Genomic DNA, 13,195 nt, shown 5'->3' with positions numbered 1-13,195 from the left:
ATAAAGCATAGCGCACGGTGCCCCCATCCGAGTAGTCATGCACACAACTCTTGCCATGTATGCATGCATGTGCCAGAGTCTAGGCATGCAAGCGGATGTCTAGTCCAACCACCGGGGAGGGCAGCATGTGGATATGGCAACAAGCCGGCGGACACCGCCACGCACGAGAAGCCACCAGCCACAGCGAACTCCCCGAAGGACAGACCTTCGTCAGCCTGTGCGGAGAAACGCTCACCGTCCTCAACCGCGATGTACATGGTCCAAATCAGCCTGGATGGCTCGACCCGACCTGCGTCACCTGTGACTTGCAGATCCGTGTGAACCTCGGTCTCCCCCTACCCCGCTGCGGGACCGACGGAGCCGGATCGGCCAACCGGGAGACGCAGACCCGCCGAAAAATGGAGGCGCACTGATGAAGATCGTCACCGCCTCGGTCAGTGCCGCTGCGTCGGGTGGCGGCACTGACCAACCTCAACAGGAGGCAAATTTTGTCCAGACCCCCGGTCGCTGTGCCGTGACCCCGACCGGCACGGCGACCGGATCACCAATACACACGAGTGGTCCAGCGGCGTCCGACACCCAGGCTGTACAGCTGACGCAGCGTGAGCAGCGTGAGCTTCTCGCGGCGATCGATTCGGCCGATGCGGTGACCTACGGGATCACCATGACGATCGGCATGATCTTACAGAACGTCAACAACCGAATTCCGTTGACACTACGCGAATTCAAGGACCTAGAGCAGCGCATCGGACGCTTGCACGACGCGCTTCTCGGGTGCAAAGTGTTGGTCCGGGCAAACGAATAGCCACCGGACCGGCGCGTGTCTACCTACCCCGGTTCAACGCGCCGGCCCGGTTGTGAGGTGGTGGGTCGATCTCCCCGGTCGGCCCACCATCTGCCCCGATCTAGCATCGATCGCCTTGTACTCGCCTCAGGGTGCGGCACTGTTACAGGTGTTCGCAAGACTCCGCGTGGAGTCATTGCTTCAAAGTACCAACACTGAGGGTGGATCCAGTCCCGCTACAGATAGGATCAACGTCGTGACTCAGCGCCTGCGCAACCTCGTCCGCCGCGTGCTCGGCTACGACCACGCCTGCATGCACGCCAAGGGAGCGCAGTTCTGCGTGATCTGCGGCGGCTGCCACTGCGGGCAGTAATGACCACCACCCACCGCACCAGCAGGCAGACGCCCGAGGAAGACCGAGCGCACCGCTACGCGGCGACCGAGAAAACCGGCTGGTTCCACCCCACGTGCGTGCACGGCACGACCGCGTACGAAGGCGAAATGCCGACCTGTGGAACCCGCCCGTGCCTCACTCGCTGGTGGGTGCGCTACGGGATACCGTCCCTGTCGCTAGTGGTCGGGTTCATCGTGTACTGCTGCATCGCGTTCCACGTACCCGACTGCCCGGACGGTTGGCGGTCACTCGGTCTCGGCACCTGCGTCCGCAACTGAGCGCCGCCAACCTGACTGCTACGCGTCTACTAGCTGCGCCATCTCGGCGCGATGCGCGTCCCCTGCCAGCAGCCGGCGGGCACGCACCAGGTGATCTGCCGCGGCGATCTCCCGATCAAACTCGGAGCCCGCTTCAGCGTTGTAGTGGTCAGCAAACCACTGAGACACCTGCGTCCACGAGTAGAAGCCCTGGGACCCCACCGAAGAGGCCGCCGGGAATCCACCCGGGCCGCGCTTGCCGGCTGCCAGCAGCCTCACTGATTCGTGGCTGCGTCCCGTCCGGTCTGCGATGTCTTTCAGTGTCACCAAGTCCTCAGACTGCACGCCCATGACCTGGACGTCAGTCTTCTCGACCAGGTGGATCGCGGCAACGATCGCACCAGTCAGCGAGTCTGCTTCCTGGAAGGCGTGGACGAAGTTTCCCTCTGGGCCACCTTCAGGCGCGTAGTCGCCTTCGCCCAGCTCAAACAGGGTGTCGGCGTATGGTTCGTCGGATGCGTCCCGGTCAACGATCAGAGTGAATTCGTACTGCATGGTCACTGCCCTCCTTTGTGGTGGTCGCGGTGTTTGGCGATGAAGCGGCGGATGATCTTCGCACCGTTCTCAGGGTCGCGTCCGGTTGAGTAGACCGGGGCGTGCTGGCCGCACGGGCTACACACGAGCCACGCGTAGGTGTGTCCGCTTTTCGGTTCGATCGTGAAGCCAGCGCGCTCCGCTTCGGCGAGTGCCTTGCGGATCTCTTTGTGCAGGGGCTTCCCGGTCATGACACCATCCTACCTGAAGTGTTGGACGCATCCAACACCCTAGAGGGGATGTGCGTCACACCTGAGCCGGAAGCGTGAACCCGCGTATCCAGCAAGCAACCCGAGACTCCTGTAACGCGTCCCCACGCCAACACGATCCAAGCAGCAGCACAGACCAACAGGAGCCGGCCATGGACAGCAACACCGACAGACCCCCCACCAAACGCCAGTCCAGCATGGCGTCCACGATCGCCCCATGGGCCGCGATCGCCGCCATCGGCGGCGGCATCGGGATCTTCGTCGCCGGCGCGAACTCGCTCCTGATCCTGCTCACCGCCGTTGGCGCGCTCGTATGGCTGGTCTGCGTCTGCATGTCCGCCTTCAGCTGAGCCCAAGACACGAAAAGGGCGCCCTGCGCTCAACCCGCTGCACCGTGGCTGGGTAGCGGTCAGCCGGGGTGCAGGTTTCGGGGAGCGCAGGGCGCAGGAGGCCGCGACGGTGAGCAGGGCTCACCCAGTACACGGCCGGTCAGATGATGCGGAGAGTGTCAACAAGGGTGACTGTTTCTTCCGGGTTGTCCATCACGCGGACGTACCAGTCGTAGTCGCCCTTGGCGAGGACCAGACCGCCGGTACCAGACCCCACGAGGATCCCCGCGATCCCCGGATAGGTCCAGGTTGCGGTCTGCCAATCCCCCGCAACCGGGTCGACGCCGGGTGCAGTGAACGCCACCTGCACCACATCGGCGGAGATGTCGATCGGCGCCGACGTAGCCGGATTGAACGACTTCACGGCACATTCCACGAACTCGGTGGAGACGGCACGCACGAGCTTCACAGTGGGGTCTCCTCCAGGCGTTGAGGTGTGGTGGATGCCATGTGGATGGGTATCGCGTTGGCGGTCGGGCTGCTGGTGTCGAGTGGGCTGATCCACCAGCGTCCGAGGATGGGGCGCACAACTAGTTCGATGTCGCGGCCCTCGGCGGTCCGGACCAGCAGTGACGCTCCGGCGGTGAACGGGATCGTTCCGGCCACACTTCCGGACGAGGTAACCGCGATCCGGGCAGCCGCCGCGATCGCCACGGCACCGTTCCCGATGCTGATCGCGGCAAACGCCGTGACCGCGGTGGCGGTGAGGGCCACTGCCCCAAGGTGCTCGACAAGCCCGCCAGATGCGGTTGAGGCCGTCGCCAGGATCGCTAGCGCACCAGGTATCTGGACGGTTCCAGTGTCTGTGACCTTTCCGGTTGCGGTCAGGCCTACCCCGCCGGCCGTGATAATGTCCGTCGTGGACGACAACGCCCCGACCGCTGCGAACACAACGGCCGCGCCGGCGGTGGCGCGTCCGTCGAGCGCGACAGTTCCGGCAGCGCCCATCGTGATCGCGGCGAACCTGGCGTCCATCCCGGAAGCGGTGAGGCCGCCGGATGCGGCGAACGCAGCAGCACCGCTTCTCGTGACGACCGGCGGGATCGACACCGAACCAAAAGCGGCCATAGCGACCGCACCACTGGTGGCGTTTGTCCCGTTCGCTGCGACAGAGCCCTTCCCGGCGAACGCCACGGCACCAGAGACCGTGCCCGACGAGGTGACCGGCGTGTTCATCCACGTCGTCATGTTCGCGGACTCGTCGCTATCGAAATAGCGAACGTCGTCGACCACACCCGGACCAGTGCTGCTGACACCGCTGATGTTCATGCCCGCGATGACGAAGTTCGTCGTACTGGACAGTGTCCCGGTGTTCGCGACCGTCGCGATCACGGCACCGTCGCGCCACAGCTTGAGATTCGTGCCGTCGAACGTCAGCGCCACGTGCACCCACGTACCGACAGTCAAAGCGGTACCGTTCGCAGCGACCACGCCGCCACCAAGCCGGGCATCGCCCTGTAGCACGTTGTGCGTGGAGAAGTCCCCGCGCTGACACCACAAGGCGAAGTCGGTGGAGCCGCTCGTCTGCATCGCGCCGGCGATAAGCTGCACGCCGTTGGTAGGTAGCGATGATGGGTTGACCCACGCCATCAACGTGCAGGCGGTACCGGTGACGGCGGCGACGGTGCCGGATGCACCGGTGGTGTTGGTGCCCAGCACGTTCTGAAACCCAGGCCCGGTGTGGCCAGACGTAGTGTAGGAACCGGAGACGACGGTGAGAGGGTGGCCACCACCCGAGTCGTCGAGGATCGTCGCGCCGGAACCGGCGCCCATCCCCGCGGCAAACTTGAGAGCCACGGCTCACCCTCCCGTCGTTCAGGTCAGTTGTCGTTGACGGTGATGGCGCCGACCGCGAACGACAGGGTGTCCCCCGAAGCCGTGGTCTTCGACGCGGTCAGGTCGCCGAACCATTCACGCCGCGGCGTGCCGGCCGAGTCCCAGATGTTCGCGTTCAACCACGTCCCAGCGGGCATGTTCGTGAACGACACAACACCCGTGTTGGACACACCCGTGCCACCGGAGGCGGTGGTGAATGCCAGCGACTGGCGGGCATAGCTACCACCGGAGGCTTCAGTGCCGACCGCGGAGGCGGACGAGGTGGTCGAGTGGATCGACAGCTTCATCGGGGTCGTCGGGGCCGTGTAGGCAACAACACCGAGCGACGCATTGACGAGCCGGTCAGATTCGGTGGTGACGAGACCACTGGCCATGTCAGACCCCCTGCCCGTTCAGGAACTGCTCGACCACGGGCTTCTCCGACGGGTGCGCGGCGGCGAGCTGTTCCGGGGTGAGTGCGTTGTGGACGTTCCCGATCTGGGTGCGCCACTCGTGCCCGACGAGGTCGCCCTTGTGCTGCACCAGCCAGGCGCAGGACTCGCAGGGCGGGTCGAGGCGGGCGTGGCAGTCGTGGTGGTAGTAGGCGGTGCTGCCATCGGCGAGGGCGACGACATCGCGTGGGTGGTCGTCGACCTGACCGCAGCCGACGCAGTTACGCTGCTCAGCCATTCGTGACCTCCGGGGCGGGCGTCTCCACCGGTGCAGGCGTGGGCGTAGCCTCCGGGGCTACGGCAGTGACGGTGGTCGGTTCAGCGACAGACGCAGGGGCCTTGGCCGTGGGCTTGTTGGACGGCGCGAGATACGTGCCGACGGTGGCGAGAACCAGCGCGAGAGCAGCCGCCACCGGGGTCGCGACGTGCACACCGACCGCGTCGAGTACTTCGGCGACACCAACACCGGTAGCGCCACCCAGCGCAGTGCCGACGGACTTTCGGACAGGGGCAAGCAGACTCGGAACGCCCTTGAGGTGGGCGGCCAGGAGTTTCAGGAGATTCTTCACGGAATCGCTGCCTTTCAGGGTGGTCAGGCGGTGGGGACGATCTGGAGACCGGTGCGGCCGTTGCAGCTGTAGCTGAAGAAGACCCGCAAGGTTCCTTCGGGAACCGTGAGCGACACCGGGAGGTTCGGGTCGACGCGCCACGTGTTCGGGCCGGCGCTGGGCGGGTTGGTGCCGGCCGCGGGGACGCCGCCGGCGGTGCCGGTCTTGTTGCCCCAGTTGCCCAACTTGGCCACGAAGACGGGCTTCTGGTCGTCGAGGGCGATGACGTTGGCGACCGCCGCACGACCGTCCCACTGGATCGAGTCGTAGGCGACCTGAACGTCCTTGCCGTTGGCGTCCTTCGTCACGGGCACGGGCCCGTAGGTCTTGGGCTGCATGTCGTAGTCCTCTCCAAAAAGGATCCCGACAGAAGAAGCCGGGGTGGTGCTGGTGTGGGTGGTGCTCGTGGGGGTGGTGTCGGCGGTGAAGTTGTCCACGTCGACCAGGCCGCTGATGCCGGGAATGTGGCCGGCACTGGAGAACTGGTGGATCGCGACCGGGCCGGTGTAGTAGTGGCGTGGGTGTTCGGCACCGTCGTTGACGCCGTACTCCGCGTCCCAAATGAGGATCGTCAAGCCGGGCACGGTGATCGCACCCGCGTTGATCCGGGCCAACTCCGAACCGGAGCTGTAGAGGATCACCTTGGTCAGGGACGGGATGCGGGACTTGAGACGATTGAAGAACGCACAGATCCATGCTTTCGCGCCCGCTGCATCACCCGGAAGCGACGAGTCTTCGTAGTCGAGCGCGGGGGCGTCGTCGAGGTCGTTGAGACGCAACAGCTCGTTCGCGAACGCGTCCGCCTGTGCGGTGGCGCTGCCACCGAGTGCGTAGTGGTAGCCGCCGACACGCAGACCACTTCCACGTGCGCCGTTGACGTAGTGGTCACCTGCGGGGGATGCGACACTCGCGCCGTTGGTCAGCTTGATGAGGGCATGCTTCACACCTGCGCCCGCTACCTGGACCCAGTTGATGTTGCCCTGGTACTTTTCGAAAACGTCGATGCCGAGTTCCATGCTCAGGTCTCCAAGATTGTTAGGTGATCAGTCCTCGCACCCACTTGGATGCCTCAAAGTCTGCGGCTGCCGCGGTATGCACTCCCCCGTGGCCTCTGTGGTGCCAGGCACACAGCCACTCGAAGTTTGCTTCGGTCTCGACCCAGGCACCGACCTCGTCGGGATTCGAGATCCCGGGGTAAAGGTGCTCAAGTCGTTTCAGGTCCACGCCGTTCTGGAGGCTGAATTCGATGTGGGTGTGGTGCAGTTCGAGGCCGCCGTGGCATTCGGAGTCGTCGCCGGTCTCGACAGCGAACGCACACCGAGCTGTGTCCTTCGTCTTCCGCCGGTATGCCTCGAAGTCGCGGTAGTGCGGATCTTCCTCGCGCGGCGGGTGTTCCGGGTAGTGCATCAGGTAGTGATGCGTGGTGTTCTGGTCGTGCGCAGGAGTGTCAGTCATCGGTCCTCCGCTACTTGTGCACGAGAAGTTGAACGAGCGTGAACACCCCACCGGTCAACGCACCCGACGTCGCGCCGACCACCGCAGCCTTAAGGCCGCCTCGGTCGCCGGCTTTCTGCTGGGCATCGGAGATACGTGCCTCTTCCAACTTTTCGACACGTTTCTCTGTGTCGCCAAGTCGTTCGTCGTGGCGTCCGACTGTTTCGGCAATGCTGCCCATTTTGTCGCCCAGCTGATCGATTTTTCCGTCGATCCGCCCGAACCAGTAGTGGGCGTCGTTGTTCTCGTTCGGTGATGTCATGGAGGCTCCAGGGCCTTATGTGGGCCCGAAGCCCTGTGGTGACTGAGAGGGAGGTTTAGCGCGGGGTCGGGAGACCGTTATCGAGGTAGTACTGTGCCGCCGAAACTCCGTAGCAGGCTTTGTGGCCGTAGTAGAAGTTCTGTGCACCGCCCGTGTTGGTGACCAGAAGGTTCACCTTTACGAGTGTCGACATGGCTGTTTCGGGCAGCAGCATCGTCGCCGACGCGTACTGCCCACCGGTCAACCCTGTGACCGTCGAGGAGTAGCTGGTGCCGGTGTTGGTGGTGACGCTCCACCTGAAGTTGTATGCGGTCGCCGCGGTAGGGCGGACCACCGCGCCGAGTGTCACCGCCGGGTTGTACGCGAAAAACGAGCCGCCGCCGATGGAGGTCTCCAGCCCGTTCGCCACCGATGCCGTGCCGAACCCCGAAGAGTCCGGCCCGGTAGGGATAGGCATCGACGGGTGCGAGATCCCGTAGCCGGCCAACTCGTCCTGGTTCCACATCACATTCGATGACAGGTCCAGCATGCGGGCGACCTTGCCGCCGTACAGTGTGGAGTAGAACGTGTGAAAGACGACCTGGCCACTGCCGGTGGAGATGATGACCTGCGATCCGCCGTTAGGGTCGTCCGGATCCGGAATGACCTGCAAGTCAGGGATACTGGCCTGGGTTACCGGATCCGGATGGGATACCACCATCGGATACATCGACTGCCTCGCCGACTCGACGATCTCCCGCTGAAACCCGTTCAGTTTGTTGACCAGGAAGTCGACTGTGTCAGGGCGTTCGATCGGCTGATTCGCTACCACTTCAGCCTCCTTTAGCTGGTTCGGAAGGTCTGAAGTTGATGTTTGATCGTGCCGCGCTGGATTCCGCTTCCACCGCCGGAAACGCCGAGGATTCGTGTCCGGTAAGTGCCATTCGGGATCCACGGGTGGTCCTTCAGCGAATAGTTCGCGAAGTGACCGGGCCAATACTGGCCCCACATCGGATCCGCGTCCGCCAACACGGTCGCCTGCCACTGCTCCGGGACATTGCCGTACAGGTTCAGGTCTGCCGCGGCCCACCCGTCCAAGGCGGTCTGGTCAGTCGAGGACGTGTGGTTGTTGTCGACCATGTCCAACGCCGGCCACCCCGCAGTGACCTGGACAGGGCTGGTGGCGTAGCCGTAGATCTGTCCGGCCTCAGTGCCGGACCCCTTCACGAAAGCCGAGTTGGCCTGCTTCGAACCGTCGCCGGCGACCGACATGGACACCAAAGCCCGACGGTAGGAGAAGTTCAATGGCACACCCAAGTCTTGCAAGTACGGTGTGCCGATCAGCATGTTGTGGCGGATTGTGCGGAACCCGTTCACGACCGTCAGGTACGGCTGGAACAGCACGTCGGGACCGTTTTCGGATTGCGTGAGTTCCTGCAACCGTTGGCCCGGTGTCGCCATCTCCCACCCGTGCCAGGTGCGGGTGTTCGAGTTGTCTTCCGGAAGCACGGCGGGAAGGTCGATCGGTAGGTTCCCACCCAGCCGGTGTTGCCAGTTGGTGGCGTGGTTCACCAGTTCGCGGGCGATTCGCCACAGCGGCCCGTTGAGGGTCACGTCTGCTGACGGATCTGTGATCCGCGTGGCAGCCGGGTCCCAGGCGGCGTTGAAGAACAGGCGGCTGTTCAACGCCTCCCACAAACCCTTGCCTGACACCTGGACAGTGGCGGCGGTGTCGGACGGCTGGTAGGCGGTGATCGGTCCCGCTTGACAGACAGTGTCGCCCAACAGGACCGCGACCGACACCAGCCACGGGACACACCAGCCCCGCACCGCAGCGGTGCGAGCACCACCCGGGAGAGGAACGGTGATCTGCCATCCGCCCGGATCGTTGATCACCGTCGACCAGGTCGGATCCACCGTGAAGTCGATGTCCGCGATGACCCGGCCGGTGACGGTGTTGTAGGCGACGGCGGTGTATTCCCGATCCGGCGGCGGCTTCGGCGGGGTGTACGGGATGGCCGGCATCTGGATCGCGTCTTGCGTGGTCCATGTGCCTGGCGACGCGGCAGCGTTCGCTGTCGCGGTGAACGTCGAAGCCTCGGTCAAAGAAACGGCAGGCTGGAACTTCACAGTCGCTGTGCCGGCGAGGGTAGCCTTCTCCGACATGGCGGAGAACAACCCGCTCATGCCGGATGCGTTCGCCGTGAACGTTGCGGCTTCAGTGAGCGCAGTTGACCCGTAGGTGGTGCGCGTCGCCGCCGCGGTCGTGGTGGCTGCCTCAGACAGGGCAGCGGCGGGTTGTGCGATGTACGACGAGGCCGCGGTGACGGTCGAGGTTTCGGCCAGTGTCGCCGACCCGTTGTAGGTCGTGCCGCCACCGGACGCGCTGACGGACGTGTTCATCCACGTCGTCATGTTCGCGGACTCGTCCGAGTCGAAATAGCGGACGTCGTCGACCATGGAGATGCCGGCGGTGCCTTCGGAAGCGTGGCCGGCAACGTAGAAGGTGCCCGCGTTGGCGAGCCCGCCAGCGGCGGACACACCGCCGACGACGGACCCGTTCAACCAGAGTTTGAGGGTGGCGCCGTCGAACGTGAGCGCGACGTGGACCGCTGTCCCTACGGTCAGTGCGGTGCCGTTGACGGCAACCACGCCGAAGCCGCCGATACGGGCGTTGCCCTGGAGAACATCGGCCGTGCCGAAGTCGCCGCGCTGGGTCCACAGTTCGAACGAGGTGGACGCCCCCGAGTCGAGTGACCCGCAAATCAGGTGTGTACTTCCCGACGTCAGGTTTGACGGCTTGACCCACGCCATGACCGTGCAGGCACTGCCAGACACTGCTGATACGGGGCCGGACGCACCGGTTGTGGCCAGGTTGGTGCTGTTTTGCAGACCTGGTCCGGTGTGGCCGCTGGCGGTCCAGGACGCAGAGTCGATCGTCAGCGTGTGACCGTTACCGGAATCGTCTGCAATCGTTGAGCCCGATCCGGCTCCGAACCCGTACGCTGCGATCAGAGCCATTTAACGAGACTCCTTGTTTTAGTTGAGCGTGAGGGAAAGTGAACTCGTCGCGAACGCCAACTGGTCACCGGAAGCGGTGGTGCGGCTGGTGATGGTTCCCCACGCGATCCGCTTCGGAGTTCCGGACGAGTCCCACAGCTCCACGCCGACGACCGTCGCGGCGGGCATGTTGGTGAACGTGACAGCGGCGGCAGAGTTCGTGATGGAACCGCCGGAGGCGGTGCCCCACGCGCCGGCGGTGGTCAACCCGCCCGCCGTGTATCCGCCACCCGCGGTGATCTCAGTACCGTTCGACGTGGCGGAACCATTCGTCGCCATCAGGCGCAGCTTCACCGGAGCGGTGATGGACAGCGCCGTGCCGCCGGTAACTGCCGTCAAAATCGCGTTGGCAAGAGTCTGGTCAAGGTTATTGCTCATCGCGGAGCCTTTCCAAATAGTTCATCCGGACGTTCCGGGAATGAGCAGTTATCCGTGGATCCGCCACACGCGGAACACGCACGGCTTCGTCGCGTTCAACACGCGGGTAGCGTTCTCGTTGTTGTAGAAATAGGCCGAGATCGTTTGCCCGGCAGGCAGGTACATGGTTGTCGCCGTGAAACCGTCCGTCTGGCCCTGAGAGAACGTGGGGGCCGAGAACCACGGGGTCGTCGATCCCGGAATTCCGGTTCCGTTGTGGATACCGACACCCCAGTTCCCGGTGGAGGAGAAGCCCGTGTTGGCCGCCGCGTACATGCTGTAGATCCCGGCAGTGACGGTGGTGAACTGGTTACTTCCGTTCCAGGTGATACCGGATGCGGCCTGCACCGTGGAGCCGAACGTGATTTTCGTCGGGCCCGACGCGGACGCGGTTTGGCTGCCGGATGCCTGGTATTCGCCGCCGGCTCGGGGACGGCCGAGTTCGTTCCAGTTGGTGCCGTCCCAAAAGTCCAGGCCGTTGTACCAGCGAATGTCGCCCGGCATGTAGGACGGATCCGACAGAGAATCGCCCGGGAGTAGGACCCGAACGGCGCCGACCGGTGCTGTACCGCGGCGAATGTCCGTGAGCGTGATGACACCACCGGTGGAGACCTGGGCCCGCGCAAGCGGGATCCCGACACCGCCACCCGAGGTAGGGAACGACGTGATCAACCCTGTGGAGTCCCACGTGACCGGGTCGGCGGGGATAGCACCCGGGGTGCCGGTGATGATCTCGATTTGGGCCAGGTTCGCACCCGACCCGGGGACGGTGTCGCCGAGTGCGGCGTCATAGGCCCGCAACACGACAATGTCGTTGCGAGGGTTCGACGCCGGCGCCGGGTCGCAGGTCACCGAGTCGGCGGCCGGAAGGTTCCACGTCAGATAGGCGCCCTGACCGGACCGTCCGATGATGGCGCTACCGGGCTGCACCGTCATGGTCAAACCGCTGGCGACGGTGACACGCAGGTCGTAGCCGTAGGTGCCGTCCGAGACGGTGGAGATGACGCCTGAACGGATCGTCGTCAGCGGCGAGGTGGTTGAGGCCGCCACGAACAGGGCCTGCGTGAGGGCGCGGCCCTGTCGGGCGTTGTTGGCGTTCTGCGCAGACCAGAACCCGGTAGCCGCAGCATTGGTAGGCATCAAGCCTCCTGAAAGTTAGATGTAGGCGTTCTGCCAAGTCGCGGTGAGGGTTCCGGCTCCGGAGCCACCGAATTGGACGACGGTGGTGGAATTCGGGGGGATGTCGATCCACGAGGCCGACGACAACGCACCGGATCGGTCGATGCCGTCCAAGTTCACGGTTGAGGTGAACGGGCTGTTGTCGATCGTGAGTGTCTGGCTGGCAGCGACCGTGCCGGTCAGGGCGATCACGTCGCCGGTTGCCGGGTTGGTGAACGTGGGGTTCGTCAACGGTCCGGTCACCGTGAACACGGGATATGCGGTGGCGGTGCCGGCGTTGGTCATCGACAGCACCCCGCTTGTTCCCGAGGTGCCCCAATACAATCCGCGGGCAGTTTTGGAAGCGGACCCGAAGTCGAAGTTGTCGATGGAGAACGAGCCGCCAACGGAGATCGGTCCGGCATCGACATACACCGTGGCCGAAGCCGCGTTCGACGGTGCCGTGTGGGTGGCTGTTCCGTGAACCCACGCCGACGTAGTCGAGACCGTCTTCACGGTGGTGGAGATGTAGATACCGCTGACGTCGGCCCAGTCGACCTTGGTGTTGATGGTGGCGACGGTCGCGGACATCGCATCGAGCTGGAACACGTACTGGGAGCCACCGACGATGCCGTTGACTGTGGTGTTCGAGATGATCCCGGACGGTGTGGAGCTTTGCGTGGACGTGACTTTGGCGTAGACGCGGCTCGTTGCCGGATCGGTCGGATTCGACAGGGTCGCTGAACCCTCCGCATGCCACCCTGTGAGGCCGGCGAACTGGCCGTTGGGGATCAGTGATCCCGCAGCCCAGTCCAACCCGCCACCGGTGGCCCAGTCCAACCCGTCGGTGGAAACTGAGACGACTGTGGTTGACGCGGACTGCACCGTGTAGTCCAACAACCGGGGGTCGGCGGCGAACAGCGCAAGTTTCCAGTCGAACCCCAGCCCGTCGGGCCAAATGTCGACCTCGACGATGTCGTTCAGCTCGACCGTCAACACTCGGGTGGACATGCCGTCGTACACCGTCATCGGTTCCTGCTCACCAAACGGGAACAACCCCAACAGGAGGTTCCGTGCGGTTTCTCGGGTAACCCTGTCTGGGGAAATACAGATCCCTTGCAGGTTCACCGTCCGTCCCTTCCGGTAGGAACGAGCGCGATAGGCGCCGTCCCCGAAGGGCCGTTCCGTCTGGAAGGTTTTGATCCCGGTGCCGCTGGCCAGTGACTGTTGCGTCACCAGCCAGCGGCTACCCGAGTCATCGTCGACATTCGCCGACCACGCCCCGATGGTGTACGTAGGCAGGATTACTGGAGTGGGCATGGG

19 protein-coding genes are annotated in these 13,195 nt (G+C 64.3%); 4 read left to right on the top strand and 15 right to left on the bottom strand.

Going from position 1 to position 13,195, the window contains the following annotated elements:
* Window positions 1–95: 95 nt before the first annotated feature.
* The 3 genes from AB0383_RS20730 to AB0383_RS20720 all read left to right on the top strand — a co-directional run bounded on the left by AB0383_RS20730 (window position 96) and on the right by AB0383_RS20720 (window position 1,456).
* Window positions 96–413 carry a zinc finger protein gene (locus AB0383_RS20730; RefSeq protein WP_366188282.1) on the top strand — a complete coding sequence of 106 codons (318 nt, stop codon included), beginning with the start codon at window positions 96–98 and terminating at the stop codon, window positions 411–413.
* Window positions 413–805, top strand: a complete 393-nt coding sequence (locus AB0383_RS20725; RefSeq protein ID WP_366188281.1) for a hypothetical protein — start codon at window positions 413–415, stop codon at window positions 803–805. Before AB0383_RS20730 ends, AB0383_RS20725 begins: the two co-directional genes overlap by 1 nt.
* A gap of 351 nt (window positions 806–1,156) precedes the next feature.
* The gene (locus AB0383_RS20720; RefSeq protein WP_366188280.1) at window positions 1,157–1,456 is read left to right on the top strand and encodes a hypothetical protein; all 300 of its coding nucleotides are present in this window, start codon (window positions 1,157–1,159) and stop codon (window positions 1,454–1,456) included.
* 18 nt (window positions 1,457–1,474) lie between these two features.
* On the opposite strand, the gene AB0383_RS20715 is transcribed toward AB0383_RS20720, so the two are convergent.
* The gene (locus tag AB0383_RS20715) at window positions 1,475–1,996 is read right to left on the bottom strand and encodes a hypothetical protein (RefSeq protein ID WP_366188279.1); all 522 of its coding nucleotides are present in this window, start codon (window positions 1,994–1,996) and stop codon (window positions 1,475–1,477) included.
* A complete protein-coding gene (locus AB0383_RS20710; protein WP_366188278.1) occupies window positions 1,993–2,220 on the bottom strand; it encodes a hypothetical protein in 228 nt (75 codons plus the stop codon). The genes AB0383_RS20715 and AB0383_RS20710 overlap by 4 nt, the downstream gene beginning before the upstream one ends.
* Before the next feature lie 170 nt (window positions 2,221–2,390).
* On the opposite strand from AB0383_RS20710, the gene AB0383_RS20705 reads away from it, so the two are divergent.
* Window positions 2,391–2,588, top strand: a complete 198-nt coding sequence (locus AB0383_RS20705; protein WP_366188277.1) for a hypothetical protein — start codon at window positions 2,391–2,393, stop codon at window positions 2,586–2,588.
* A 139-nt stretch (window positions 2,589–2,727) separates the two neighbouring features.
* On the opposite strand, the gene AB0383_RS20700 is transcribed toward AB0383_RS20705, so the two are convergent.
* Genes AB0383_RS20700 through AB0383_RS20640 form a run of 13 tightly spaced genes read right to left on the bottom strand, consistent with a single transcriptional unit; the run spans window position 2,728 to window position 13,192 of the window.
* Window positions 2,728–3,036 (bottom strand): hypothetical protein, encoded by a 309-nt coding sequence (locus tag AB0383_RS20700; RefSeq protein ID WP_366188276.1) that lies wholly within the window; start codon window positions 3,034–3,036, stop codon window positions 2,728–2,730.
* The gene (locus AB0383_RS20695) at window positions 3,033–4,424 is read right to left on the bottom strand and encodes a LamG domain-containing protein (RefSeq protein WP_366188275.1); all 1,392 of its coding nucleotides are present in this window, start codon (window positions 4,422–4,424) and stop codon (window positions 3,033–3,035) included. The genes AB0383_RS20700 and AB0383_RS20695 overlap by 4 nt, the downstream gene beginning before the upstream one ends.
* 23 nt (window positions 4,425–4,447) lie before the next feature.
* Window positions 4,448–4,837 carry a hypothetical protein gene (locus tag AB0383_RS20690; RefSeq protein ID WP_366188274.1) on the bottom strand — a complete coding sequence of 130 codons (390 nt, stop codon included), beginning with the start codon at window positions 4,835–4,837 and terminating at the stop codon, window positions 4,448–4,450.
* A 1-nt stretch (window position 4,838) separates the two neighbouring features.
* Complete coding sequence (locus tag AB0383_RS20685; RefSeq protein WP_366188273.1) at window positions 4,839–5,132, bottom strand: hypothetical protein; 294 nt, start codon at window positions 5,130–5,132, stop codon at window positions 4,839–4,841.
* Complete coding sequence (locus AB0383_RS20680) at window positions 5,125–5,463, bottom strand: hypothetical protein (protein ID WP_366188272.1); 339 nt, start codon at window positions 5,461–5,463, stop codon at window positions 5,125–5,127. Before AB0383_RS20680 ends, AB0383_RS20685 begins: the two co-directional genes overlap by 8 nt.
* A gap of 23 nt (window positions 5,464–5,486) precedes the next feature.
* Complete coding sequence (locus AB0383_RS20675) at window positions 5,487–6,518, bottom strand: glycoside hydrolase family 25 protein (RefSeq protein ID WP_366188271.1); 1,032 nt, start codon at window positions 6,516–6,518, stop codon at window positions 5,487–5,489.
* Window positions 6,519–6,537: 19 nt separating this feature from the next.
* Window positions 6,538–6,957: a hypothetical protein gene (locus tag AB0383_RS20670; RefSeq protein WP_366188270.1), complete on the bottom strand. Its 420-nt coding sequence runs from the start codon at window positions 6,955–6,957 to the stop codon at window positions 6,538–6,540.
* 10 nt (window positions 6,958–6,967) lie between these two features.
* The gene (locus AB0383_RS20665) at window positions 6,968–7,258 is read right to left on the bottom strand and encodes a hypothetical protein (protein ID WP_366188269.1); all 291 of its coding nucleotides are present in this window, start codon (window positions 7,256–7,258) and stop codon (window positions 6,968–6,970) included.
* Window positions 7,259–7,313: 55 nt separating this feature from the next.
* A complete protein-coding gene (locus AB0383_RS20660) occupies window positions 7,314–8,069 on the bottom strand; it encodes a hypothetical protein (RefSeq protein ID WP_366188268.1) in 756 nt (251 codons plus the stop codon).
* Between the two features lie 11 nt (window positions 8,070–8,080).
* Entirely contained in the window at window positions 8,081–10,258 is a 2,178-nt protein-coding gene (locus AB0383_RS20655; protein WP_366188267.1) for a LamG-like jellyroll fold domain-containing protein, read from the bottom strand.
* 18 nt (window positions 10,259–10,276) lie between these two features.
* Window positions 10,277–10,675 carry a hypothetical protein gene (locus tag AB0383_RS20650; protein WP_366188266.1) on the bottom strand — a complete coding sequence of 133 codons (399 nt, stop codon included), beginning with the start codon at window positions 10,673–10,675 and terminating at the stop codon, window positions 10,277–10,279.
* 48 nt (window positions 10,676–10,723) lie between these two features.
* Window positions 10,724–11,854: a hypothetical protein gene (locus AB0383_RS20645; protein WP_366188265.1), complete on the bottom strand. Its 1,131-nt coding sequence runs from the start codon at window positions 11,852–11,854 to the stop codon at window positions 10,724–10,726.
* 15 nt (window positions 11,855–11,869) lie between these two features.
* On the bottom strand, window positions 11,870–13,192 hold the full coding sequence (locus tag AB0383_RS20640; protein WP_366188264.1) for a carbohydrate binding domain-containing protein: 1,323 nt from the start codon (window positions 13,190–13,192) through the stop codon (window positions 11,870–11,872).
* Window positions 13,193–13,195: the final 3 nt, after the last annotated feature.

It is taken from the genome of Amycolatopsis sp. NPDC051373 (genome assembly GCF_040689465.1).
Classification (GTDB): Bacteria; Actinomycetota; Actinomycetes; order Mycobacteriales; family Pseudonocardiaceae; genus Amycolatopsis.
This window is presented reverse-complemented; position numbering and strand designations above follow the sequence as displayed.